The sequence below is a fragment of the Vibrio sp. 1641 genome (assembly GCF_033339995.1).
Lineage (GTDB): Bacteria > Pseudomonadota > Gammaproteobacteria > Enterobacterales > Vibrionaceae > Vibrio > Vibrio alginolyticus.
On the sequence record NZ_JAWOVP010000002.1, the window covers coordinates 263,503 to 288,377 of the forward strand.

At 42.8% G+C, this 24,875-nt stretch carries 24 protein-coding genes, 1 pseudogene and 1 riboswitch; of the genes and pseudogenes, 8 read left to right on the plus strand and 17 right to left on the minus strand.

Features of this window, described 5'->3' with window-relative positions; translation table 11 throughout:
* Window positions 1-350 precede the first annotated feature (350 nt).
* Window positions 351-1,724 carry a carbohydrate porin gene (locus R7Z47_RS05225; RefSeq protein ID WP_262606734.1) on the plus strand — a complete coding sequence of 458 codons (1,374 nt, stop codon included), beginning with the start codon at window positions 351-353 and terminating at the stop codon, window positions 1,722-1,724.
* Between the two features lie 63 nt (window positions 1,725-1,787).
* Here R7Z47_RS05225 and R7Z47_RS05230 read toward each other — a convergent pair whose 3' ends face one another.
* Complete coding sequence (locus R7Z47_RS05230) at window positions 1,788-2,774, minus strand: LacI family DNA-binding transcriptional regulator (protein WP_262606696.1); 987 nt, start codon at window positions 2,772-2,774, stop codon at window positions 1,788-1,790.
* A gap of 235 nt (window positions 2,775-3,009) precedes the next feature.
* Here R7Z47_RS05230 and R7Z47_RS05235 point away from each other — a divergent pair, with 235 nt between their 5' ends.
* From R7Z47_RS05235 to R7Z47_RS05245, 3 genes are all read left to right on the plus strand, one after another.
* On the plus strand, window positions 3,010-4,449 hold the full coding sequence (locus R7Z47_RS05235; protein ID WP_171344219.1) for a sucrose-specific PTS transporter subunit IIBC: 1,440 nt from the start codon (window positions 3,010-3,012) through the stop codon (window positions 4,447-4,449).
* A 165-nt stretch (window positions 4,450-4,614) separates the two neighbouring features.
* Window positions 4,615-5,538, plus strand: a complete 924-nt coding sequence (locus R7Z47_RS05240) for an aminoimidazole riboside kinase (RefSeq protein ID WP_262606695.1) — start codon at window positions 4,615-4,617, stop codon at window positions 5,536-5,538.
* 31 nt (window positions 5,539-5,569) lie between these two features.
* Window positions 5,570-7,024, plus strand: coding sequence for a sucrose-6-phosphate hydrolase (locus R7Z47_RS05245; protein ID WP_042523221.1), 1,455 nt, complete (start codon window positions 5,570-5,572; stop codon window positions 7,022-7,024).
* Window positions 7,025-7,088: 64 nt separating this feature from the next.
* Here the strand turns inward: R7Z47_RS05245 and R7Z47_RS05250 are convergent.
* A pseudogene (locus R7Z47_RS05250) lies at window positions 7,089-7,208 on the minus strand (dihydrofolate reductase); the annotation flags it as partial.
* 253 nt (window positions 7,209-7,461) lie between these two features.
* Here R7Z47_RS05250 and yghU point away from each other — a divergent pair.
* The 3 genes from yghU to R7Z47_RS05265 all read left to right on the plus strand — a co-directional run bounded on the left by yghU (window position 7,462) and on the right by R7Z47_RS05265 (window position 11,291).
* Complete coding sequence (gene yghU, locus R7Z47_RS05255; RefSeq protein ID WP_005373705.1) at window positions 7,462-8,319, plus strand: glutathione-dependent disulfide-bond oxidoreductase; 858 nt, start codon at window positions 7,462-7,464, stop codon at window positions 8,317-8,319.
* Window positions 8,320-9,502: 1,183 nt separating this feature from the next.
* The gene (locus R7Z47_RS05260; protein ID WP_017819852.1) at window positions 9,503-10,672 is read left to right on the plus strand and encodes a D-alanyl-D-alanine carboxypeptidase family protein; all 1,170 of its coding nucleotides are present in this window, start codon (window positions 9,503-9,505) and stop codon (window positions 10,670-10,672) included.
* Between the two features lie 211 nt (window positions 10,673-10,883).
* Window positions 10,884-11,291, plus strand: a complete 408-nt coding sequence (locus R7Z47_RS05265; protein ID WP_005373701.1) for an SPOR domain-containing protein — start codon at window positions 10,884-10,886, stop codon at window positions 11,289-11,291.
* Between the two features lie 50 nt (window positions 11,292-11,341).
* Here the strand turns inward: R7Z47_RS05265 and R7Z47_RS05270 are convergent, their stop codons facing one another.
* The 5 genes from R7Z47_RS05270 to R7Z47_RS05290 all read right to left on the minus strand — a co-directional run bounded on the left by R7Z47_RS05270 (window position 11,342) and on the right by R7Z47_RS05290 (window position 14,235).
* The gene (locus R7Z47_RS05270; RefSeq protein WP_005373699.1) at window positions 11,342-11,815 is read right to left on the minus strand and encodes a peroxiredoxin; all 474 of its coding nucleotides are present in this window, start codon (window positions 11,813-11,815) and stop codon (window positions 11,342-11,344) included.
* A gap of 126 nt (window positions 11,816-11,941) precedes the next feature.
* Window positions 11,942-12,958: an adenosine deaminase gene (locus tag R7Z47_RS05275; protein WP_005373696.1), complete on the minus strand. Its 1,017-nt coding sequence runs from the start codon at window positions 12,956-12,958 to the stop codon at window positions 11,942-11,944.
* Window positions 12,959-13,047: 89 nt separating this feature from the next.
* Window positions 13,048-13,147: riboswitch (purine riboswitch) on the minus strand.
* Window positions 13,148-13,384: 237 nt separating this feature from the next.
* Window positions 13,385-13,525 carry a PA3496 family putative envelope integrity protein gene (locus R7Z47_RS05280; RefSeq protein WP_017633782.1) on the minus strand — a complete coding sequence of 47 codons (141 nt, stop codon included), beginning with the start codon at window positions 13,523-13,525 and terminating at the stop codon, window positions 13,385-13,387.
* A gap of 50 nt (window positions 13,526-13,575) precedes the next feature.
* On the minus strand, window positions 13,576-13,785 hold the full coding sequence (locus tag R7Z47_RS05285) for a hypothetical protein (RefSeq protein WP_005373692.1): 210 nt from the start codon (window positions 13,783-13,785) through the stop codon (window positions 13,576-13,578).
* 240 nt (window positions 13,786-14,025) lie between these two features.
* Window positions 14,026-14,235, minus strand: a complete 210-nt coding sequence (locus R7Z47_RS05290; RefSeq protein ID WP_005373691.1) for a cold-shock protein — start codon at window positions 14,233-14,235, stop codon at window positions 14,026-14,028.
* Between the two features lie 401 nt (window positions 14,236-14,636).
* Between R7Z47_RS05290 and R7Z47_RS05295 the strand changes: the two genes are divergently transcribed.
* The gene (locus tag R7Z47_RS05295; protein ID WP_213972664.1) at window positions 14,637-15,485 is read left to right on the plus strand and encodes a pirin family protein; all 849 of its coding nucleotides are present in this window, start codon (window positions 14,637-14,639) and stop codon (window positions 15,483-15,485) included.
* A gap of 142 nt (window positions 15,486-15,627) precedes the next feature.
* Here the strand turns inward: R7Z47_RS05295 and R7Z47_RS05300 are convergent, their stop codons facing one another.
* From R7Z47_RS05300 to R7Z47_RS05345, 10 genes are all read right to left on the minus strand, one after another.
* Window positions 15,628-16,476, minus strand: a complete 849-nt coding sequence (locus tag R7Z47_RS05300) for a patatin family protein (RefSeq protein WP_262606694.1) — start codon at window positions 16,474-16,476, stop codon at window positions 15,628-15,630.
* A gap of 257 nt (window positions 16,477-16,733) precedes the next feature.
* Window positions 16,734-17,072, minus strand: a complete 339-nt coding sequence (locus R7Z47_RS05305; RefSeq protein ID WP_017635147.1) for a hypothetical protein — start codon at window positions 17,070-17,072, stop codon at window positions 16,734-16,736.
* A 690-nt stretch (window positions 17,073-17,762) separates the two neighbouring features.
* Window positions 17,763-18,194 carry a YccF domain-containing protein gene (locus R7Z47_RS05310; RefSeq protein WP_005373685.1) on the minus strand — a complete coding sequence of 144 codons (432 nt, stop codon included), beginning with the start codon at window positions 18,192-18,194 and terminating at the stop codon, window positions 17,763-17,765.
* Window positions 18,195-18,412: 218 nt separating this feature from the next.
* The gene (locus R7Z47_RS05315; protein ID WP_262606693.1) at window positions 18,413-19,345 is read right to left on the minus strand and encodes a Gfo/Idh/MocA family protein; all 933 of its coding nucleotides are present in this window, start codon (window positions 19,343-19,345) and stop codon (window positions 18,413-18,415) included.
* 123 nt (window positions 19,346-19,468) lie between these two features.
* Entirely contained in the window at window positions 19,469-21,124 is a 1,656-nt protein-coding gene (locus R7Z47_RS05320) for a phosphoethanolamine transferase (protein WP_206957469.1), read from the minus strand.
* A gap of 21 nt (window positions 21,125-21,145) precedes the next feature.
* Window positions 21,146-21,502: a diacylglycerol kinase gene (locus R7Z47_RS05325; protein ID WP_017635149.1), complete on the minus strand. Its 357-nt coding sequence runs from the start codon at window positions 21,500-21,502 to the stop codon at window positions 21,146-21,148.
* Window positions 21,503-21,629: 127 nt separating this feature from the next.
* The gene (locus R7Z47_RS05330; RefSeq protein WP_005385575.1) at window positions 21,630-22,022 is read right to left on the minus strand and encodes a hypothetical protein; all 393 of its coding nucleotides are present in this window, start codon (window positions 22,020-22,022) and stop codon (window positions 21,630-21,632) included.
* Between the two features lie 119 nt (window positions 22,023-22,141).
* A complete protein-coding gene (locus tag R7Z47_RS05335) occupies window positions 22,142-23,440 on the minus strand; it encodes an ATP-binding protein (RefSeq protein WP_017819858.1) in 1,299 nt (432 codons plus the stop codon).
* Window positions 23,440-24,153, minus strand: a complete 714-nt coding sequence (locus R7Z47_RS05340; RefSeq protein ID WP_005373673.1) for a response regulator — start codon at window positions 24,151-24,153, stop codon at window positions 23,440-23,442. Before R7Z47_RS05340 ends, R7Z47_RS05335 begins: the two co-directional genes overlap by 1 nt.
* Before the next feature lie 213 nt (window positions 24,154-24,366).
* On the minus strand, window positions 24,367-24,663 hold the full coding sequence (locus tag R7Z47_RS05345; protein WP_017635151.1) for an isoamylase early set domain-containing protein: 297 nt from the start codon (window positions 24,661-24,663) through the stop codon (window positions 24,367-24,369).
* Window positions 24,664-24,875 lie beyond the last annotated feature (212 nt).

Here is a 24,875-nt window from a genome sequence, read left to right on the forward strand (position 1 = left end):
ACAAGACAATCTATAAAAGACGTTGAGCCAACGTCTTTGCCACAATGCCACCTGTTAATAAGGCTTTCAATGCCTCTTTCTCATTACTATTCAAATGTGCGCTGGTTAATGATTTTTCTGTAAGTAACACAATTGAACGTGATAGAAGTAACAAAATGGCCTTTTAACGGTAACGTTCCCGAAAAGTTTATATATTATCGCCCTCATTGATACAAGTAGTAGAGACGCTCTGAGTCTGAGCGCTCTCAAATTCAGGCTTTAGATGGACATTTAAAGTCACCATAAGTTTGCGATTTTTCTTGGGAACGTTTGCAATATGCCTAAGTATAAATTTACGTGAGACTATGGAAATGAAACTACACACTTTGACGATGGCAGTAGCGCTTGGACTGGTTACTGCACCTGTATTCGCAGCAACAGATGTTGACGCTCTTGAAAAGCGAATTAATGAATTAGAACAGAGACTTGAGCAGACAGAAAAAGCATCCACAGAAGCAAATGAGAAAGCCTCAAGCTTTGAGTTTCATGGCTACGCTCGTTCCGGGCTACTGATTAATGACGATCTGAATGGTGCAGTGGGCACTGGTCCTTACATGACGGCAGCTGGTGCTATTGGCGCTCCAGTTGGGCGATTAGGGGTAGAGGATGATCATTATGTGGAAGCAAACCTTATTCACAAACGCTTTGCAGATGATGGTTCCAGCGCATTGTTCCGAATCATGTTGGCAGATAGTACGGAAACCAATAACGAATGGACAGCGAGTGAGAGTCAATTAAACGTTCGTCAGGTATATGCTGAGCTAAACAAGTTGAGCATGTTCTCTGAATCAAGTGCGTCTGCTGACGCGACGTTTTGGGCTGGTAAACGATTTGACCGTGATAACTTTGACATTCACTTCTTTGACTCGGATATTGTTTTCTTATCTGGCACTGGTGCTGGTGTGTATGACGTCCAAATGAGCGAATCATGGAAAGCAAACTTCTCGATCTATGGTCGTGATTTTGGTGAGATTGATAGCTCGTCAACGGATGTTGAAAACTATATCGCGACAATGAACAACCGCTTCGGTAATTGGCAATTGATGCTGAGCGGCATGACGTCAGCTGATAACAATGATCGCGTAGAAGGAGCAGCGGACAAAGGTTTACATGCGATGTTTGCCTACCATGGCGATAACTTCTTTGGCATGAGTGAAGGCTTCTCTAAAACCGGTATTTTGATGGGTGATGGATTGGGTGCGGAACTTAAAGGCATCGGTTCAAACGGAGATTTGTTAGAAGACGCAAAAGCCGTACGCTTGTTTAGCTATGGTGTAACACGCATCAGCGACAACTGGCGTGTAGCACCTGCGTTGCTAGCAGAACACAGCCAAGATCGCTTTGCTAAAAATGATGAATTTACGTGGGCATCGTTCAACATCCGCTTAGCGCAAGAGTTTACGCAGAACTTTGAGATGGTTTATGAAGGCTCATACCAATACATGGACCTAGACAATGCGATTGATAAAGCAAGTGGCAGTTTTTACAAAGCGACAATTGCACCAACGCTTAAGATGTCTACCGCAGCAGGTTTCTTTGACCGTCCGGAGCTACGTTTTGCTGTTAGCTACGTTGATTGGAGCGAAGACTTAAATGGCTACTCGATTAGCCAGGATGCGGGCGCTGCAACGATGGGTGATGGTGGTGAAGTTCTGTTTGCACTGCAAATGGAAACTTGGTTCTAAAGGGATCTAACCGACAAAGAGTAATAAGAAAAGCGCCAACTGAAATCAGTTGGCGCTTTTTCATTAACAGGACTGACGCTCAATTGTTTTGAAGGTTAGTACCATCTTACTCATTTCAAAACTTTTGTTGGCAATTCTATCTAGTAACAGTTTCGCACCATTTTCCCCTGCTTTATCAAATGCATAGTTAAACGTTGATAAGGTTGGGGTGCACACTGATGCGAGCTCATCATCACCAACTCCTAACACTAAAACGTCTTTACCCGGTGTTAACCCGAGCTCTTGAATCGCTCTCATCGCACCGATAGCAATACGGTCTGTCGCACAGAACAAGCCATCTAGCTTAGGGTTCTTTGTTAAGTGTTGTTTTGCCAATGAATAGCCAGAATCGATTGTAAAGTCACCACGAGCATGGAAGGCGATCTCAAAACCATGGTGTTGCAGCGCTTGAACAAATCCTTCAGAGCGTTGCTTATCTACCGCGATATCGTCACCTTGCACACCAATAAAACCCATAGTTTGGCAACCTTTTGCAACCAGTCTATTTCCCGCTTCAAACCCTACTCGTGCGTCATCATGAATGATGCTTGGAATATTAAACATGGAACCATCTTGACCGACGAGCACAACTGGAACGGCTGAGTTTTGAATTGCTTTTACCAGTTTGGAATCGAGGTGGGTGGCGTAAAGAATGATCCCTTCAACCCGTTTTTGGTTAAAGATCTGAATGTACTCCAGTTCTTTTTCGTGGGCTTGGTGAGTGCTAGCAAGTAAGACATGTTTCCCGGCTTTTTCAAGGACATCGGTTAATCCATCGACACCTTGGGATGTGGCATGAGAGGAAACCCGAGGAACAATGACACCAACCAGATTGGTCTTTTGAGATTTTAGATCTTTAGCGACTTGGTTCGGCACATAGCCACACTCCGCTACTGCTTGGCGGACCTTCTGTTTTGTCGCTTCTTTTACGCCATACTCATCGTTTATAACCCGTGACACTGTTGATTTTGATACGCCAGCCAGACGGGCGACATCATGCAGACTCGCCATTGTTCCTATCCATTCTGTTTTTCGTTTTTGGGATTGTTTGCAAAGAGAAGATGAAAAGCTCTTTGATAAGTAGCGATTCTAACCTCCTATACTGCTCTTAGGGAGAGAATTTGACGATCATTCTCACATTCTCTCTGCTTTATCTTTGATCATTTGGTTTTATTGAGCAAAAATCTGTTTTGCAAACGTTCCCGAAAATTTCGCAAGCTCAGATAATAATCCAATGGGGTATGAAATGAATTATCCGGCAGTAGCAAAAGAGTTGTTAACTCTATTAGGTGGTAAAAGCAACATCACCGCACTTGCGCATTGTGCGACACGCTTACGCCTTGCCGTTGCAGATGAGCAAAAAATAGATGAACAAGCGATTGATAACCTTGAAGGAGTAAAAGGGCAGTTCAAAGTTGCGGGTCAGTACCAAATCATTTTTGGATCAGGCATCGTAAACCAAGTTTATGCAGAAATGGCGAAGTTGACGGGGATGAATGAAATGTCCACCAACGACGTTGCGTCTGCTGGCGCAGAGAAACAAAACATTGTTCAGCGCGCGGTGAAAGGGCTGTCTGATATTTTCGTCCCAATCATTCCCGCAATCGTCGCTGGTGGTTTGTTGATGGGTATCTATAACCTATTGACTGCTCAAGGCTTGTTCATTGATGGCAAATCTTTGATTGATGCCAACCCAGGACTGACAGACTTGGCGAACATGATCAACACGTTTGCGAACGCGCCGTTTGTTTACCTGCCTATTCTGCTGGCATTTTCAGCCAGTAAGAAGTTTGGCGGTAACCCATATTTAGGGGCGGCGCTAGGTATGTTGATGGTTCACCCTGACTTGCTGAATGGTTGGGGATTCGGCGGCGCATCTGTGTCTGGCAACATTCCGGTTTGGAATATTCTTGGCTTTGAAATCCAAAAAGTGGGTTACCAAGGTTCGGTGTTACCGGTTTTGGTATCGGCATTCATTCTTGCGAAGGTTGAGCTAGGCTTACGTAAAGTCATACCTTCTGTTTTAGACAACCTTTTAACGCCATTACTGGCGATTTTCATAGCGGGTTTGCTGACGTTTACTGTCGTCGGTCCGTTCACGCGTGATATCGGTTTCCTATTGGGTGATGGTCTGAACTGGCTATACAACACTGCTGGCTTTGTTGGTGGTGCGGTATTTGGTCTTATTTATGCTCCGTTTGTTATTACTGGTATGCATCACAGCTTCATTGCGATTGAAACTCAACTTCTTGCGGATATTGCGACGACGGGCGGCACCTTTATCTTTCCTATTGCGGCGATGTCTAACGTTTCTCAAGGAGCGGCAGCGTTGGCGGTGGGCGTGATGAGCAAAGATAAGAAGATGAAAGGTATTGCGATTCCATCGGGTGTTACGGGTTTGCTGGGTATTACAGAGCCAGCCATGTTTGGTGTTAATCTAAAACTACGTTACCCATTTATTGCGGCAGTTTGCGCTGCGGCGTTATCGAGCGCGTTCATTACAATGTTTAATGTGAAAGCTCAGGCATTGGGTGCAGCAGGTCTTCCAGGCATCATTTCTATTACGCCAGAGAAGATTGGATACTACATCGCGGGTATGGTGATCGCGTTCTTGACCGCATTTGTTCTCACCATTGTTCTTGGTATGCGTGACCGCGCTAAAGTTGGTAGAAAAGCAGCGGCTTAATCTGAACTCCTTAAGGGTGGAGTCCCCCAAAATCCACTTCTTTTCCTAAATGTTTGGGGTGCTAGCCAAGCACTAATGGCTTGGCTAGCCTTTTTCAATTTTTACTTGGTAGTGAAGGTGTTCAACACGTTGGACTATCAGGGCTTTAATTTCAAGGTAAGCAAGATGAATCAAGTGTGGGTAACTGGTGATGCTGTTGTCGATCTAATACCGGAATCTGAGACTTCTTTACTCAAATGTCCCGGTGGTGCACCAGCGAATGTCGCCGTAGCAATTGCTCGTCTATCTGGTAAGAGTGCGTTTTTTGGACGTGTAGGTGATGACCCATTTGGTCGCTTCATGCAATCAACGCTCGATCAAGAGGGCGTGAGCACGGAATTTCTCGTTAAAGATCCTGAGCAAAGAACATCAACAGTGGTGGTGGATTTAGACGAGCAAGGTGAGCGCAGCTTTACGTTTATGGTAAAACCGAGCGCTGATCAGTTTATGTCTGTTGAAGACATCCCAAACTTTAAGCAAGGTGACTGGCTACACGTTTGCTCAATTTCACTGGCAAAGGAGCCAAGTAGAAGCAGCACATTTGAGGCGATCAAAAGAGCAAAAGCCGCTGGTGGTTTCATTAGCTTTGACCCTAACTTGCGTGATGAAGTGTGGCAAGATCAATCAGAAATCCAAGCTGTCGTGATGAAGGCTGTAGCGATGGCCGATGTGGTTAAGTTCTCTGAAGAAGAGCTTTTGTTCTTAACTGACTCAACGTCGATGGCGCAAGGTTTACAACAAATAGCCTCTTTGAATATTGCTTTGGTCTTGGTGACACAAGGTGCGAAAGGTGTTTGGCGCGTCTTTGAAAGTCAGAGTGAACTGATCACAGGTCAAGTCGTTAGTCCGATTGACACCACAGGTGCGGGTGATGCTTTTGTCGGAGGGCTACTGGCATGCCTGTCTCGGCATGACGATTGGAAAAATCATCCTGTTGTTAGCTCTGCGATTCAATGGGCAAATGGCTGTGGTGCATTAGCGACGACGCAAAAAGGCGCAATGACCGCGCTTCCGACCCAGACAGAGTTGCTGCAATTTATTGGGCAATGATCTTCAGATCCAATTTCAGTTGAGAAAAATTATGAGCTTAAACAACCGTTGGACTGTAGAGCAAAGATATCGTCGACTTGAGCAAATCCCTCAGTGTGATATCGAAGAAATGACACTTTCACGTCAGCAAGATAAAGGCTTTCCTAGTTTTCATATCGCCCCTAGATTTGGGCTGTTAAATGACCCAAATGGGTTGTGCTATTTCAATGGTGAGCACCACATCTTTTACCAGTGGACGCCTGTGGGACCAGTCCATGGAATGAAGTATTGGTATCACCTTTCTACTAAAGACTTCATCCATTTTACTGATCATGGCGTGGGTCTTCATCCCGACCAAGACTACGATTCACATGGTGTCTATTCGGGCGGCGCTTTGGTGGAAAACAACAAGGCTTTGCTGTTTTTTACTGGCAACAAGCGTGACCAAAACTGGAATCGAATCCCAACACAGTGTTTTGCCACCATGGATTCAGACGGCAGCATTGAAAAGCACGGTGTAGTCATTGAGAACGAACATTACACGGAGCACTTTCGTGACCCAAAAGTTTGGAAGAAAGGCGACGACTATTTGATGGTGGTGGGTGCTCAAACCAAAACCGAGCATGGTTCTATGGCGCTCTATCAAAGCAAAGATTTGAAAACGTGGCAGCATAAAGGTCCTATCAAGACCAAGTTCTCTGACCTTGGGTACATGTGGGAGTGTCCTGATTTATTTGAGATTAATGGTCAATCGGTGATGCTGTTTTCTCCACAGGGCGTGAGCAGTAGTAATCCTTATGATTTCAAAAACATCTATTCTGTCGCGTATATCGTGGGTGATCAGTTGAACCTAGAGTCGATGACTTTAGAAAACCACCAAGATATTTTACAGCCAGATTATGGGTTTGATTTCTACGCCCCACAAACCTATTTAGATGAGAATGGGCGTCGCATTCTTATTGCATGGATAGGGTTGCCAGAAATCGACACGCCATCGGTCACACACCAGTGGGCAGGAATGTTGTCTCTTCCTAGAGAACTAACGTTGAAAGATGGTTTTCTTGTTCAAACTCCACTCCCTGAATTGGAGAGTTTAAGAAAAGAAGAGGTAGTCTTTGCACAGTCCCATACACTGGAAAGCACAAGTTGTTTGATCCAATTAGACCTTGAGGGCGATGGCTTTGAACTTGAGCTGAGTAACCTCAAAGGTGACAACATCGTCTTTAGTGCGACAAAGCACGAGTTTATGCTGGACCGTCGTCACATGTCTCATTTGTACGCAGAAGAATTTGGTAGCATTCGAAAAGCACCAAGATTGGACGCTAAGCAGACGATTGATATATATATCGACAATTCTGTCATCGAGATTTTCATTAATGGTGGCAAACACACGATGACCAGTCGTTTCTTTATTGATGACCTGAATACGGTAACGTTGAGAGGGTTGGAGCAAGCAAGGCTTTTCCCTTTGAAAGGTATTTCTGGTTTGTTTGAATCAGCTAAGTAACGGTTTCGAATACATTAAAACGCCCTTCATTGATTTAGTGAAGGGCGTTTTTCTTTCTAACTATCTAACTTAACTGCCTATCACGCACGTAAGTTGTTTGAACTAAGGTATCCAGAACAACTTCATTCTTGGTGACTTTGAAGTTTAGCGGTTGTTCTAAATCCCCAAATAGAGGTGCGCCGCCGAGTGTAGCTTACTCATCGTTGGCATCTCGAACCTAGTTCACATTACCGTGACGTTTTTACTTATAGCGTGAAAGAAAATCCCATAACCAAAGGTTCTAACTAAAAGAGATTACAGGACTTTTATTTAGCGAATTCGACCTAATATCTTGAGTATGCCTAATCGCAGTTGGCGAAGAGGTGATGTTAATAATGCTTGCTGGCGCGTAAGACCCGTCAGTTTGAAGATGCATTCAAACACAATAAGGGAAAACAATGGCTAACGAATACATTCCACCAAAAGTTTGGACAAACGATAATGAAAACGGCGGTCAGTGGGCGAGCATCAACCGTCCGGATTCTGGCGCACGTCATGAGCAAGAGCTTCCAGTTGGTGAGCACCCATTCCAACTTTACTCAATGGGTACCCCAAATGGTCAGAAAGTGACGATCATGTTTGAAGAGCTTTTGGCGGCTGGCGTAACGGCAGCAGAATACGATGCATACCTGATTAAGATTGGCGATGGCGACCAGTTTGGCTCTGGCTTTGTGGCTGTTAACCCAAACTCTAAAATTCCGGCATTGGTTGACCGTTCGGGTTCTGAGCCAGTGAACGTGTTTGAATCTGGCAACATCTTGTTTTATCTAGCAGAGAAGTTTGATCATTTCTTACCAAAAGAAGGCGCTAAGCGTGCTGAGGTAATGAACTGGTTATTCTGGCTGCAAGGTTCTGCGCCATATCTAGGCGGTGGTTTTGGTCACTTCTACGCGTACGCACCAGAGAAGTTCGAGTACCCAATCAACCGCTTTACAATGGAAGCAAAACGTCAGTTAGATGTATTAGACAAGCGTCTTGCGAACAATGAATTCCTAGGTGGCGATGAGTACAGCATCGCTGATATCGCAACATGGCCATGGTACGGCAACCTTGTGTTGGGTCGTGCTTACGATGCGGCTGAATTCTTAGACGTAGAAAGCTACAAAAACGTTGTGCGTTGGGCAAAAGTAATTGATGAGCGTGAAGCGGTAAAACGTGGTCGAATTGTGAACCGTTCATGGGGTGAAGAATGGGAGCAGTTACCTGAGCGCCACAGCGCAGAAGATATTGATAAAGTATTGAAACTTAAACCATAAGCAATCTTGGCCTAGCTACGTCAAATGAGTTTAGTTTTATCTATGCTTATACAGTGACCTTAATCAAATCTATAGCGCACCATATACGGTGCGCTATTTTTATTCTCATTTAGTCTCGAAATGCTAATTTATATCACCTCTTGAAGAGCATTTAGTTCGTAGATGAATCTTTAATGTATTTATATATTATGATGCAAAACAAAGCTCATATTTCCATGTTAAATATGGACTGGTCATACTGCTTTCTAATAATTAAATTATTTAAAAATTATAAACTGATTTTATATCCATTATAAATAAAATTAATGATAATTAATATTTGACATAACCACTAAATTTATGTGGAATATGCGGGTTGATTTGTTTTGAAGAAATAAAATTAATTTCTAGTACTTTTATTTAAGACAAGCTTAGCTTTTAGCGATGTTTAATTATTAATGCTTATATCATGAAAGAGGATATGTATGATGTCGTCGTTTGAGTCGTACTGGGTTGGGATACGTCAAAGAATAGCCGCACAAACCGAAGGTAACCGCAGTTTAAAGTCTCTAGTAATTAAAAAGCAGCGTGTGAACTTAAATAACAGTGGGTTATCCTTTCGCGCTAAGTCCGGATGCCTTATCCCTCACTGTTATACCAAGTTCTCTGATGAGATAAACCTAAAAACATCGAAAAAATCGTCTCTTAGTTTTAAGAAAGGAAAGCTGTATTTTTCTCCGATTTAATAATAAATGAAATTTACATAAATTATAATCTGAGGTTTTTAAATTTATCGATAATTAATTGCGATTTTATGATGCGTTTTCAATATGTTTTCTTGGTAAGTAATTAACTGGACTTATTGTTGGTTGTTTTTGTTGTTTCCTATTTAGATATGGATAAAAGCTCAACTACTTTTCCTATACCAACTTACTCCCTGAATTGACTTGTGCGCTTTTTCTCTCCTCTCAAAAAACATAGCGTTACGGAATTATTTTCGCTCCTGTTTCATTCTTCAAGACGAAACCTCTACCTACCTCTCATTATTTTCGACAAACATTGAGTAAAAGTAACCAATCGTAACAAGGTGGCTGTAACTGAGCGCCGTTTCAATATACTCGTTTTTTAACTAGGTAATCCCGCGCTTTGAATTCATTCGGGTACCGTTTGTAAGCCTTAAATGCTATTAAGATAAGATGTCATGATGAGAAAAAGTACTATATTACACACAGTGTTAATTACAGGGTTCGCTGCTGTATCCTCGTTGGCTTATGCTGCGCCTTCAGTTGTGCCAAATGCGCCGGAACTCAGTTCTCGTGGTTATGTTTTGATGGACTTCCATACGGGGAAAGTACTGGTTGAACGTGATGCCCACAAACGTTTAAACCCCGCGAGTTTAACGAAGTTGATGACTGCTTATGTAGCTGGTCAAGAAATTAATACAGGCAATATTACGTTGAATGATGAGGTTGTCATCAGCCGAAATGCTTGGGCAAAAAATTTCCCAGATTCTTCAAAAATGTTTATTGAAGTCAATACTTCCGTTTCTTTGTCTGACTTATACCGTGGTCTGATTGTTCAATCTGGTAACGATGCCAGTGTCGCTATTGCTGAGCATGTTGCGGGAAGTGAATCAGGGTTTGTGAGTTTGATGAATAGTTGGGCCGCCAAGCTTGAATTGTCTAACACGGCATTCACCAACCCTCACGGCCTAGACAGTGACGGTTTATATTCGACACCTTATGATATTGCCAAGTTGGGCCAAGCGATTATTCGTGACTTACCTGATATCTATCCGCTGTATAGCGAAACCTCGTTTACTTACAATGGCATCACTCAATACAACCGTAATGGCTTGCTTCGTGATCGTAGTATGAATGTCGATGGCATGAAAACTGGTTATACAAGCGGCGCGGGTTATAGTCTAGCGACTTCTGCAACACAAGGTGATATGCGTTTGATTGCCGTAGTGATGGGAGCGAAGAGTGAGAATGTTCGTGAATCAGAAAGCAAGCAGCTGTTGAGTTATGGCTTCCGCTTTTACGATACGGTAATGCCGACTGAGGCGGGTGCGGAACTTGCGAAAGCTCGAGTTTGGATGGGCGAAAAAGACGAGCTTACTGTCGGCGTAGCTAACGATGTTTATCTCACTTTGCCAAAAGGAGATGTAAAAAATCTGCAAGCGGAAGTTGAATACAACGGTGATTTAGTTGCGCCAATTTCTGAGCAACAAGTGGTTGGTAAAGTGCTTTACAAAGTCGACGGTAAGGTCGTAAATGAAGCCGAGCTCGTTGCATTGGAGTCCGTGGAGGAAGGCAGTTTATTCAAGCGAATTTTAGACTGGTTTAAGCAATTGGTCGCTAGCTGGTTCTAAACAGTAGCAAACTTCTGTCTATATCACTCTATCTTGTTAATTTTCTATTAAATCAGTTTACTAAGGCGACCAACGTGGTCGCCTTACGTTTTTGGAATACTCGTTGCGTTAAAACGCAGGCCTTCTTGTAAGGGTGTGTTTTACCTGACCAAGAGCGTTTTGTGTTTTTGGGTGCGAGAGAAAAGAAACTAGAACAAGAATGGAGTGACACGTGCACAAGATTTTATCTTTGACATTGATTTTATCGCTCATGGGCTGCGCTATGCCTTACCAGCAGGAGGTCGATAGCGGCCAATGTGTTGGAGTCATGACCTCTCAGGATGCATATGGTTATTTAAACCCAAACCATTACACGATGCAGGTACTCGCGCTAAAGCAAGAAAAAGATGTGAAAGATTATATTCGCTATATCGATCCTAAGCATCCGGTTTGGGTTAACTGGAAAAACAGCCGAGGCACGCGTTGGTATACGGTAACTGTTGGTGATTTTAAAACGAAACAGGATGCCTACAATGCGCTTTCTTCATTACCAAGCCGTGTAAAGCAGTCATCCCCGTTTGTGCTGACTTTTGCGGAAATGCAGCGTAAGCAACAAACGAGTGTTGTGAGAATGCGTTAGCCAACAAAAAACGGAAGCGATGGCTTCCGTTTTTGTATTTAGGAGTAAGCTTAAAGCGCCGCTAAAATCGTTTCTGCTTTGCTTGCTTCAAACTCTTTTGGCTCTTCAACGTTTAGCTTAGTCACTGTGCCGTTTTCAATGATCATTGCGTAACGTTGTGAGCGAATACCACCAAAGCCGCCTGTATCCATTTCAAGACCCAATGCTTTAGTAAAGCTAGCGTCGCCATCACCCAACATCAGAATCTCAGAAGCGTTTTGAGCTTCGCCCCACGCTTGCATCACAAATGCATCGTTTACAGAAACGCACGCAATTAAATCAACACCTTTTGCCTTTAGCTCATCAGCTAATACTACATAGCCTGGTAGATGGGCTTCTGAACAGGTAGGGGTGAATGCGCCAGGTACAGCAAAGAGTACGACTTTCTTGTTCGCAAACAGTTCTGTAACGTCGTGGTTAACCATACCATCGGCCGTCAACTCACTTAGAGTTGCAACTGGTAGAGCTTGGCCTTGTTGAATCATGATTCTATTCCTTTTTGTGTGCTAGTTTAGCTTTCTCAGTCTAGCGTTTATAAATGCGGTTAACCACAGAGTCTTTGTAGGGTTTTAATACCTACGCGTTTGACCTAAGGCGTGGTACTGATGCCTTTATTGCAACGCTTCGTGCTGGTTTACGTATTGGCTAACAAGGTGACGATATTTCGCCTTTAACTCGTTATCGATAAAGCTGGCATCAATCGCGTTCATTGTAAATTGGGCAAGTTCACTCTTACTCATTGGATGTGCGTTGTTGACGGCCAGAAAGTTATCCGTCATGTAGCCACCAAAGTACACAGGATCGTCTGAGTTAATCGTTACGGCGACACCTTTTCGTAGCAAATCCACAATATTGTGATCTTTCATATCGTCGAATACACATAGCTTAAGATTCGATAACGGACACACTGTCAGTGGCATTTGGCTTTCGATTAAGGATTCAACTAATGCTTCATCATCAACACAGCGAACACCGTGATCCACGCGGCTCACGTAAAGCATTTCAATTGCATCGCTAATATTTTGTGCGGGGCCTTCTTCACCTGCGTGAGCAACGGTAAGTAAGCCTTCTTCTACTGCTTGTTTAAATACGCGCTTGAATTTAGCTGGCGGATGACCTTGTTCTGAAGAATCTAGTCCAACACCAATGATCTTATCACGGTGTTTCAGAATAGCCTGTAGGGTCTCTATGGCGCTCTCTTCTGAAAGGTGACGGAGAAAACACGCAATAATTTGCGAGGTAATGCCAAGTTTTTCGTGACCATCTTTTAGCGCGCGAGCGATTCCATTGATAACAGTGTCAAAGTCTATGCCGCGTTCTGTGTGTGTTTGAGGGTCAAAAAAGATTTCGGTATGAACAACGTTGTCTTCTTTACAGTGCAGTAAGTATTCCCAAGTGAGATCGTAAAAATCTTGCTCCGTACGCAGAACTCCCGCTCCTTGGTAATAGAGGTCGAGAAATGATTGTAAGTCTGTGAACTGATATGCGCTGCGTAGTTCACTCGGAGAAGAGTAAGGGATCTCGATGCCGTTTCGTTTTGCTAATTTGAATAAGAGTTCCGGCTCAAGTGAACCTTCGATATGTAAGTGCAGCTCTACTTTTGGAAGACCTTGAATAAATGCGTTCATATTCCACCTTATGTGTATTGTGGATGCAGTTACTCTAAGAATAGGTATAGATAGAAATAAATCGAACGCTATCACAAAGAGTAAGACCCACGATGATCTCAACTCTTCGTAATCAGCACTTTGCGGGAACTGGTAGAGACCCCCAAACCATATCATTGGGGTTATACGAAGCAAACGAGAGGGATTATACGCAAAAATATCGCTTTGGCTATACGCAAATAACCTAACTGTCATTAGTCACGGGGTTTCCTGTGAGCGAAACGACTATTTGCAAGTCACTTGAGTATAGAGGAGCCAGTTGTTTTTGCGTGTGTGAGAGGCACGTGTAATTAGAAGAGTAGTCTAAAAGAGTGGAGATTCGTTTGAGCAAAGGTAGGTGGCGGTACCTTGCACAACGATAAAGGCAGAGAAAGCACTAGAGAGCATTTATAGATCGAATAACTTATCAAATTCTCTTTGTTCCATAATGTCTTCTATGCGGCGTCGAGTTTTCTGCTTTACCGCCGCCGCGTTTTGTTCAGACTCTTTTTTGTCTTTTTCTGACTGCTTCTTACTTTTTCTAGCCATTGGATACCTTCCAAATTAGTTGCATTATCCATTAATGCATGAAAACTGAATCAGTTAACAGTAAAACTTCCTAACTTTGAACCTGAATCACAGAGAATAGTTCCAGATTGCGTTTTCTCACAATATTCAAAATCGATCATGAAGCTATGAGAAAGAAGTTTCGGTAATACGTGCCTTCGTAAAATATCACCATTTAATTGATGTATTTTAGCGTTCCAAGAGGTTTGAGGTTGTTCTAAATTAAATTCAATTTCTAACATTTATTCTCCTGTTTTTTAGTGATTTTCTCTTTGTTAAGTAATTGATACCAATGCCTTTGACGGCCAGTTCTTTTTGAGGACATGATTTTTCCTATAAATAATAAATTAAGCAGTACTATTCAGTTTATTTTAGATAGCACAAAGCAATGCCTAAAATTAGGCTGAGTGATTGATGAAAGAATATTTTTGAAGGAGAGAGGTTTGGTGCAGCATGGGCATGCTACACCAAGAAAAGCAGTCTTATAGAGGAGTTACTTCAGTCGCTTGAGGACCTTTTTTACCTTGCTCTACATTGAAGCTTACTTTCTGACCTTCAGTCAGTGTTTTGAAACCGTCAGAAACGATAGCGTTAAAGTGTACGAATACATCTTGGCCGCCGTTGTCTTGAGATAGAAAACCGAAGCCTTTAGTTTCGTTAAACCATTTTACTGAACCAGTTACTTTAGACATAAAAATACCTTTGAATTAAACATTAAAATTATGATTTGTTTTGTGGATCTTTTCTAAGCTATTGAATGTTCAATCAAGAGGAAGTTGTACGCAGGTGTCTGAATTGGGGATTCAAGATTTTACTGAGAGGAAACTTAAACTAAATGTTGCATTAACAGCTCTCTTCTAAGAGCCAAGGCACACTATACACCTTGTTTAGAAAATAGCTACATTTATTTTAGATAAATTAAATGTGCTCATTATTAACTCGATAAATTGTATTGTTCGAAAAAGTTGAATAAGTAGAACGAATAGTATGGCTCATAATTTTAGCTCATCAACCTAAAATAGAACCTTATCGATAGCCATAGATTGAACATGCGATTTGCAAGCGGTCACAAAGATAAACTAGGAGAACTAGTATGAGTACATTCAGAGAAATTCGTCAGCTTATTCCTGCGCAACCTACTGCTGATGGTGATGGAGTGAAAATTCGCCGAGTAGCGGGTTTCAATCATGCTAGCTTTTCTCCATTTTTGATGATGGATGAACTCAAATCAGAAGACCGTGCTGACTATATCGGCGGTTTCCCTCCGCATCCGCACCGCGGTATCGAGACGCTTACTTATATGTTGAAAGGTCATTTCCAGCATCGTGATCATATGGATAATGTTGGCGAGCTTCGTTCCGGTGGCGCACAGTGGATGGCAGCAGGAAGAGGCGTCATCCATAGCGAAATGCCTATTATGAGGGAAGGCGAACTGCATGGTTTCCAAATTTGGATTAACCAGCCTGCGAAAAATAAGATGCAGCCAGCTCAATATCATGACTTTCAACCTGAAACGATCACTGAGTTTGATACTCCGAATACGGGGGTTGTACGTTTGATTGCGGGTCATATGACTATAAACAACGAACGAATTCAGGGGCCGCTAACAGAGACAGGTGTTGCTGCCACGGTAGCCGATTGGAGAGCGATGGGTGGTCAAGCTTTGAATTTGAACACGGATCAAGACAACAACATGATGCTCTATGTCTATAAAGGTCGTATTCAATTAAAAGGTCGTGAGATCAATCAAGGCGAAATGGCCATTTTATCGAAAGGTGAATGGGTTGAATTGCAGGCCGAAAAAGAGAGTGGTGCACTGATCTTTATAGGTGAGCCAATTAATGAACCCGTGGTGCATTATGGCCCTTTTGTCATGAATAGCATGGAAGAGATAGAACAAGCCATCCAAGACTACAACTCTGGGTTGTTTGAAACTTACTAGTTTTGACAGTCTACTCGCTTTCTCAGTTAGCGAGCAAATTAAAACAGTTTTGAGCCTGAATATTGGGCTCGACCAGAAGCAAATACGATAATCCACTGCCATCGAATTTGCGTTAGCCACGTTTAATCCACGTGGCTTTTTTCTACTTCTGACTCCAGCGTATGATGGCTTCCTTTCCTGCTTCAATTCCTAACTCATAAGCATGACGCAGTGGTGCTGGCGATCGACTCAGCCGTTTCAACTTGAATGTTTCAGGAGGACACACTTGAATGATTTCGATACCAGGTGGTGGGTTGTTGATCAGCGCTAAGGTCTGATTGTAGCGAACTTCACGTGTCAACATCGGTTCAATTAATCCGGGCGTTTCTTTCAACATCTTCCTAGTTAGGGCGCTGAATCTTCCTCTTGGCTTTTGATAGCTTGCGGGCTGACTGCGTAAAACCATAATCTTTTTGGCTCCTCGATTTATTGCTTCTGCAACAGGAAGTGCGTCTGAGACGCCACCATCAACGTATCTAATTCCGTTCAGTGATACGCCATTTCGGTAAAGTACAGGCAGTGCGCTGCTGGCTTTCATTGTTTCTGCCAAGTCGTCGACATCAGGAAGGTGGTACTCCGCTTGCCCATTGTCTTGACGCGTCACGCCTAAAAAGAAAGGTCGTGAATCAGCTTTGAGCGCAGATTTATCGATGCCAAGTTCTTCGAGGGTGACATTCCACATCCAGTCTAAGTTCATCATATCACCACCACGTAGAAGTTGAGATGGAGAGATAAATTCTTTTCTTAAGCTGTAATCGAGGTAGATTTTTAAGTTACGTCCGGGCATTTTAGCTAAGTAGGCAGCCAAGTTGCTAGCACCCGCAGACACTCCCCAAAAGCTATCAAATGGAGAGAACTCGCTAGCAAGAAAATGATCGAGTATGCCGCATGAAAATACGCCTCGCATGGCTCCACCTTCGACAATCAATGCTCGAGAGCCTACTTTTTCCATCACTTCGCTCCACTCTTTATCAATCGGATAATAGCGTGCAGCTTAACGCATAATGGTTTTATACCCAAGTGGGCCAAAGGTCTAGGTTGCGTTCCTTTGAATAAAAAGGGCATCAACGGATGCCCTTGTCACTTTTAGCCTATGGAATTGCGGGTAATTGAGTCGCTAATTTAGTGAAGGAGACCGAGCGAATTAGCCCCCTTACATAGAGCCATACCTGTAGTCCCATACTGATCGTTGTTGGAATAGTTTGATGATCACTTGTTAAATAGGCATACAAACACTATCCAGAGCGTTGTAAGCAAAAGTAATGGGGTGAATACTTTCTGGATAGAAGCGCCATCAGTTAAATTGTAAATTTTGATGGATTCATTATAGAACGCTCGTTTGAATTCTTTGAAGCTAATGTCGCTCTTCGCATGCGACTGTTCATAGTGCTGGTGCGCAGCGTCCGATAGCTGGTATTCCAAGTCTTGGAGCTCGTACTCCTTGTTAAAAAACGCATCCCAAGCCGAAAGGCGGGCTATCGTTTTAGGAGATGGATCCCCATTTAGTTTCTCTAGACGCTTAGCATAAGCTGCTTGATATTTATCCACGGTATATTCCTGTCTGAATAGACGTTGAGTTAGAACATATGTAAAAAGAAAAATAAGTAATAAAAGGTTTTTTACGTTCTATACCTGTGATAAATGCTAAAAAGTTCAATGCTCTAGCACTCCGATGTCGCAAATGATATTGATGGAATTGCTCTGCGACAAATAAAATAATTACTCTAGATAACAACGAATTTTTGTTGTTTTTTAAAAAAACTGATCATGAGATTGAGTGGGGAGTTTTACCGAGAAGAATTTCGCTACTGTAACTCTCTATATTTACTCAAAAAGAGAAAATCTTAGAAGCTTTCTTTGATTGATGTGAGATATTTTAGGTCGAAAAGCATTAATTTTGGCTATGATTATAGTTCGTCTTTTTGTTGTTGAACTCTACTTCGAGGGGGAAAGAATCCATATTTCGAGCATAGGATAGCTCGCTTTTTCGTTACGTCGTTCTTGGAGTTTGAGTCAGTGACGACGCTATGAGTCTAGCATCTTGAACTCGATTGGGCGTATTAATTAATTATAAAAGTAAAGCAGTGCTGAGCTAGGATAAACTTCAACGTAAAGGTGACGGTATGAATATACAATCAGCCATTATTGAATATGCGATAGCGATTATAGGCTTACTTTTGACGGGCGTTACCCTCTGAGCATGACTGCCCAGAGGATAGAAAGCGCATTAGCTTTTTGCTAACGATTGATGTTGTATCGAGCCATTGCAGCTTCTTCTGACGATACAACCGTTTTACCAATTGGTGCGAGTGAAATAACCGCTAGCTTGAGGTGTTGGAGCGCAAACGGAATGCCGATTATGGTGACAAAGCATGCTGCGGCAGAAAGTACGTGACCGATAGCTAACCAAAGGCCTGCAAATACAAACCAAAGGACGTTACCAATAACGCCGAGCGGACTCGTGCCAATGTCCATTTCATTGGTCAATTCATCGCGTGAGATGGCCTCTTTACCGAATGGGAAAAAGGAAAAATTACCCATAACGATACACGCACGCCCCCAAGGTATTCCGATGATGCTAATAAAGGCCAAAATACCAAAAAACCACCATAGCAACCCCATAAATACGCCACCAAATACAAACCAAATGATGTTACCAAGTGTTCTCATTCTATTTCCTTTATTCTTGAATGTGATGATTCAGATACCTGAGAGCACCGTAAAACAAATCTAAACCGTCTGTTTTGTCGATGTGTGCTTTTGTGCCCTCATTCACCTGATTGATAGAATAATCGCCGTAGTCTTAACAGAGAATGAATGCCTTCCTTAAGGCAAGTCTTTTTAGTATAGAGCGTAATACTCAATCAAGCATATAGCCAAGAATCGCATTATCTAGAGACAACTTTCTCGAGATATTGACAAACTTGCTCTGCCAATCGATGGCTAGCAATGTTGCGTGTTACTACTTCATCAGCAATATTTCCAGACTCAACGACGCCAAACCAATCGAGCAACATCGAATGGAAACCTTTACTCGTTAGCATTGGCGTCCAGTCTTTCAAATTGATTTTTTGCTCTTGGTTAGCTTGCCATAGTTTGCCTTCAACGAAGGAGTCGAACTCAACTGCCTTGTTTGCATAACAAGCTTGAACGCGCTCTGTAGTGATACCGAAGTGGCGATTCATCGAGGCGTGGAGCAAAGTATCTCCATGTTGCCACTGAATATCTAAACGCGCCAACTGACCACCTTCAAGTTGATGAGTTACATAAGCATCTTTTAGATCGGCTTTGGCTGTGACGTTAACGCTGTCTAATGGGTGAATAAAATCATCAAATATAAAGGTACGAACATCCCCCGGTAGTTGGTGACGGTTCTTTTCCCAGCGTAGCGACTTTAAGTCAGATATGTTGCCTTGCTGCACTTGTGGCATATGTTGGTTGTAAAGTGGAATGTGACGACGGTTAAAGCCCACATAGAGTGGCTGTCTCTCTTTTTCGGCAATGTCGTACAGCTTTTCCACGTCATCAGCACTATTCGCTAATGGTTTGTCGACAAAGGTTGGAATTCCATGCTGCAGAAAAAATGCCGCTATTTGAGGGTGTACGCTTGTTGCCGCATGAATCATGACGGCATCGACGCCAAAGTGCAGAAGTTGCTGGTAGTCTTGGCAGATCTCTGAGATTCGATACTGCTTAGCCAGGCTCTCAAGTGTGTTTGGGTTGCGGGTACAAAATACAAGTTCGATATTTGGAAGCTGAGTGATAACAGGAAGGTATGCTTTCTGAGCGATATCCCCTAGACCAATAATACCAATTTTCATCCTAGTCCTTATCTCGATGTATGGATCGCGGACTGTCAGTATAACGCTTGGCGCGGCGATGAGTTTAAATACCTTGTTAGAAAAAGCCTGATTCACACTTTGAGCCAGGCTTTATTGAATGATTTAGGAAACGGCTCGGCAGGCTTTGAATATATCTAACTTGCTATCGTAGGCTTGAGTTTGTACATCCATAATGCCTAATAAAGAGTGGAACACGTTATCATGTGAGTATTGGCCTGCATTCTGTGCTTGTATATACAAACAGTCGGTATTGATCTGCTTCGCTTGTTTAAAGCCCGAAGACAGCCACATAATCAAAGGAACGCGTTTTTGGAAATCTGGTGCAAGGCCATAAGGCATACCATGTAAGAACAATCCGTTTTCGCCTAGTGACTCACCGTGATCCGATATGTAAATTAGCGCGGTATTATACTCAGACTCTAACGCTTTAAGTTTTTTGATGGTTTCTGCCAATACAAGATCGGTGTAGCGTATTGTATTGTCATATGTGTTCACTATTTGTTCGATGCTACAGTTTTCGATATCTGCACGTGGACAGTCTGGTTTAAAGAAGGCGTTGTCTCTTGGGTAACGCTGAAAGTAGGTCGGACCGTGGCTTCCTATAAGGTGCATGGCGACCACTCGGTTACCGTGCATATCCGCGACTTCCTGATCAAAATGATCTAATAGCGCCATGTCGTAACAAGTTTGGCCATTACACATAGGGCTTACTTGCTTTCGATCCACTTCGATTTTCTTGATCTTGTGGGCTACTTCTTTATCCCCACCGTCATTTTCTTTCCAAATGAGGTCAACCCCGGCGCGCTGCATTATATCGAGAGCATTGTCCTGGTTATCCGCTCTGGCGCGTTCAAACTCGTTTCGCGTGAGCTGTGAAAACATACAAGGCACAGATACAGCAGTCGCGGTGCCACAAGATGCGACGTCTTGAAATGAGATAACATCCAATTTACTAGTATAAGGGTTTGTCTCTCGTGTATAGCCATTGAGTTGGTAGTTCTGAGTTCGAGCGGTTTCTCCTACGACAAAAACCAGTAGTGTTGGTTTGCTCTGTGCTTGCTGTACGGCGCTATTTGACTGCTTTGCATCTGTGCCGATTTCTCGATATGGCTCTGGCGTGGTGAAATATTTCTCCTTCACATACCCGGTCGCGCTGTAAACGAACTGGGTGGGTATGATGATTTTTTTTAGGTGGCTATTGTTGCGCCCTACAGATGCGTAGTCTTGATAGTACACGCTGGCAATGACGGCGATGACAGCTAGCGACGACAGCATCGATACTAATTTGGTAACAGAGAAGTACAGTAATTGGTGACGTTGAGATTGCAGCTTGACCTTAAAGACAATTATCGATGGGATAACTCCCATAATCAGCGTCCAAATTACAGAGTGAGCACTCAGGTAAGAACTCGCCTCGCTCGAATCGGTTTCAACAATATTGGCAATCATTCCAGAATCGAAAAGTGTGCCATAGTTATAGCTTGCGTAGCTCACCATACTTGAAACAATGATTAAAATTATAAAGAACGGCTTGCCGATCCAAGGCCAACTAAATAAATTAAAAAGGAAATTGAGCGCGGCAAGAAAGAAAATTGGTATTGTGATAATAAATCCAATCTTGACATTATCTAAGTGTGTAAAGATGCCGATCAGTTCTTTATAAATAGGGATATTTACGACGAGAGCGAAATACAGCGCCAACAGGAAAGTAAAGGTAACGTAAGAGATACCTCTCTGTTGTAAATCATGTGTCTTCATAATGAGTGTCTTGAATAAAAATTAGAGCAAGAACGAAGCCCAAATAAAAAGGGCAAGAGTTAACGCAACAAATACTGCTGCTGAGCCAATATCTTTGGCTCTACCACTGAGCTCGTGCCAGTCATCGCTAACACGGTCGACAACCGCTTCTACGGCGGAATTAATGAGTTCGACGATCAATACCAAGAACAGGCTACTGATCATCAGCACTCTTTCGTATGTGGTGACAGGAAGGAAAAAAGCACAGACGGAAAGCACCAAGGCGAGAATCAGTTCTTGTCTAAAAGCGGCTTCGTGTGTCCATGCGGCTTTCAATCCTTGAAATGAATAGCCGGTCGCATCCATGACACGGCGTATACCTGTTTTACCTGGCTTCAAAATATGACCTTACTATTTAAGCATTGGGATGGAACACATATCCCAGAGAGGTAACGAGATTAATCGTTACAGCGTGAAACATTTGTGAATAGAATCCATCGCGCGATAATTTAAGAAAAGTGCTTATTTAATCAAGATCGTAGACGGTATAGCCTTTGTGCTGGAGGCATTTACGCAATACGAGAGATTGAGTTTTGGTTGAATCATTTGTTCCACTCAAAGCACCAGCTCCAGCTCCTACAGCACCGCCGGCAGCAGCACCGACAGCCGCTCCACCTAATCCGTCTTCTAGCGCACCAGCAGCTGCGCCGATCAATGCGCCTGTAACTGCCCCATTAGTGGCTTCAGATTTCGCTGCCTCTGATTTGTCGACATTTTCTGCATAGCCTTGGCAGTAAAGAAAGTCTTGTTCATATGTACTAGGGTCAACATTGGTCATGTCGACGACAGGTTTTTGGTTGTAGGCGCAAGCTGTAAGCGTAGAAGTAAGCGCCATAATCAGGATAAAAGATTTATACATGAGTACTATCCATTTAGTGTGTGAATCTTATGGATTAAATGTACACTGTTTTATTGTTGGGCTCTGTCGCTTGAGTGTATTGAAGTGTCGTCTTCTGTAAATGGGGTAGGAAGGTTAAGTTAACTGTCTGATTTTTTGAGGCTAAGTGTGAAGCAAGCTCCTCCAAGTGGGCTATGGCAAATCGAAACTTCTCCACGTTGAAGCTCCATTATCTGTCTGACAATCGCCAAACCGAGCCCAAACCCGCTCGTCTTTTTGTTGCGAGATTCATCCGCGCTGTAAAATGGTTCGAATAGATGAGGCCAATGCTTTTCTTCAATACCTATGCCATCATCATGAACATTGATGAAGCAGCGGTGCTGATCGTGTTTTATCTCTACTAAAATCTGCTTATCCGCGTACCGCATTGCATTGCGCAGCAAGTTATCTAAGGCTCGCTTTAACAATTTTGGGTCAGCAAACGCGAGAACGTTTTCTGAGTTTACTTCTTGAAGCGAAATACCGAGCGTAGTCTCTTTTTGCCATCTCTGTCGTAATTCTTTGACTAAGTTGAATAGGACGACTTCTTCTTGAGTTTGTAATGCTGTGTCAGGACGCTCCATCTTTGCGTAGTAAAGCAATTCTTCAACCATTTCTTCCATCTCGTCAATGTCTTCGACGATACTGTAAACATACTTTTTCTGTTGTTCAGTTAAGGTTGAATCCGATAACAAATCTGCTTGCCATTGTAAGCGGAAGATTGGGGTACGCAATTCATGTGCAACGGCGTTAGTTAGCATTTTATTGCTAGTGATCAAGCGAGATACTTTATCGGCCATCGTGTTAAAGCTTTTGTTTAACGTCCCAACAGACTTAGCGCTTGAGGTACTAGCTCGAGCCTTGAAGTTACCTGAGGCAAACTCAACGGTCACTCTCTCTAGCTCTCGAATCCGACGGCTTAAGAACCAGATCAACAATATGCAATACAGAGCAAATCCAGCTAAAAAGAACAACCAAACGATATTGTCATCAAAGTTGGCTGCTTTAACCACAGGACTATTCGGATTATCGCTCATTTTAAAGATAGGCGTGCTCGCATCTAGGCGGAACCAGATATCCCTTTCTTCATCGTAAGCGACGTTAACGGAGGTATCACTTTCAAACGCCTTTTTGATGTCTGTTGGAAGCTCTTCAAGCGTATGAGGCACCAACAAACGATGGCTTGATGTGGCAAATTGTTCCAACTGTTGTTGAGTATATTCTAATCCGTGTTCTTTATAGATAGGGTAGATCAGATCGTGAAAAGCTTGACCCTCATGCTCTTGTAATAGGTAGTCATAATCTGTGTTGATCTCATAAACTAAGAACTCGTATCCCCACAAGCTAGCCATAAACAGAATGATAAGGCCAACAAAGCTTTCCAGATAAATCCGTCTCATTATTCATTCCATGCATCAGGCATAAATAGGTAGCCTTTGCCGCGAACGGTAATGATTTTTTGTGGTGAGCAAGAAGCATCGCCTAGCTTCTTTCTCAGTGTCACTATGCGATTATCAATGGTGCGGTCTGTTCCATCGTATTCAATACCACGCAGTGTTTTGGTCAGCCACTCGCGTGATAGTGTTTTTTCAGCATGCGTTGCAAGAACCCACAACAAATCGAACTCGCCGTCTGTCAGCGCAATTTCTTCTTGGTTCATTACGCACGATTTACGCAATCGGTTTAAACACAGAACACCAATTTGTAGGCCGTTTTCGGACTCGGTAGGCGCCGCCTCTTTTCTTCTTAATAGCATGCGAATACGAGCCAGCAATACGCGAGGTTTGATGGGTTTAGTAACAAAGTCATCTGCGCCTATTTCTAATGCGGCGACATGATCGAAGTCATCATCACTTGCTGTCAGCATCAACACTTTGCCTTTGTAGCATTCTCGGATTTGACGACATACACTCAGACCATCTTGCCCGGGTAGCATCAAATCTAACAGCACCACGTCTGGTTGTGTGTCAATAATCGCATTGGGTGCGTCCGTCCCATTGTCGATACATTTGACCTGAAAACCTTGTTCAACAAAATACTCACCCAACATAGTTTGTAATTTGGGATCGTCTTCCACAATGATTAGAGATGGTTTGATTTGTTGTGCGTTCATTTAAGTGATGTATACAATATTTAATATCAATGGAACTTAAACAAATTTACGAATTATTTCAAATAAAGCTTTCTCAGAATAAGGTTATCGGATGAGTTAATTGGATAAAATTGCCAATTAATGATTTAAATCTAATCACCAATCACATTTCGGGAGATGTAAAAAGGCGCAACGTTTGCGCCTAGGTATGGAATCTTAAAGCGAAATTACCGCTTATTCGGTGGTACACACGACGCTGTTGTCGCTGCCAAAAACATTTGGAACGTAAGCATCAGCTTGTGGGTCATTTTCCCACTTCGCATCATCGAGCAAGTAACGGAACTGAACATTCTGCGCTTTAGGTAAGCGGGTTTTAAATTTAAACTGACGACTTTTCTTCACTAATTTCATCGGTTCTGGCTGCCAGTTGTTGAAGTCTCCAGCAATTTGGACAGAGTCCCACTGATCTTTATCTAGCTCGAACGTGACTTCGACTTCATCTTTTGTCTTAAAGAATCTTTTTTTAAGCATTGATCTTTCCTTGTTCGTACAAAAACTGTTCTAACTATTACTCGTGTTTCATAATGATTTCAAGTTTTATAGAATTGTTGCTGGTATCTGATGAGGGGAGTATCCGAACGGTGAATAGCTCGTTGTGCTGGTTTCGTGTACTGAGGGAGCGTTAGAGAGAAAATTCACTAGCCTAAAATAGTCAAAGAACAGAGTTTGTTAGCGAGCCGAGA